Raw genomic sequence first — 603 nt, forward strand, 5'->3', positions numbered from 1 at the left:
CGTGCACTCCCTGCCCGCGCGTCAGGTCATCGACACGCAGGTGCAGGAGCAGCTCATCGTCGAGCTGTACTCGAAGTAATCCGCGGCATTCCGCGTATTCCTTCGGGAACGTAGTACGGATTTTCGGGTCGGGCGGGCCGGGTTTTACCGGTCCGCCCGTACCCTTGCCATAGCCGTCGGTGTCATATAGCGGGCACCGAGACATGGAGGAAGACCATGCTGATCGCGCAGCGTCCCACGCTGACCGAAGACGTCGTCGACGAGTACCGCTCCCGGTTCGTCATCGAGCCGCTGGAGCCGGGCTTCGGCTACACCCTCGGCAACTCGCTCCGCCGCACGCTCCTGTCGTCGATCCCGGGTGCCGCCGTCACGAGCATCCGCGTCGACGGCGTCCTGCACGAGTTCACCACCGTGCCGGGCGTCAAGGAGGACGTCACCGACCTCATCCTCAACATCAAGCAGCTGGTCGTCTCCTCGGAGCACGACGAGCCGGTTGTGATGTACCTGCGCAAGCAGGGCCCGGGTGTGGTCACCGCCGGCGACATCGCGCCGCCGGCCGGGGTCGAGGTGCACAACCCCGAGCTGGTCCTGGCGACGCTGAAC

Annotated in this window: 1 protein-coding gene; it reads left to right on the top strand. The window is 66.2% G+C overall.

Going from position 1 to position 603, the window contains the following annotated elements; all coding sequences use genetic code 11:
• Nucleotides 1–216: 216 nt before the first annotated feature.
• The coding region (locus tag AC1DSF_RS30570; protein WP_478184065.1) for a DNA-directed RNA polymerase subunit alpha at nucleotides 217–603 on the top strand (387 nt) is incomplete at its 3' end.

The sequence above is a fragment of the Variovorax sp. 01N429 genome (genome assembly GCF_056399425.1).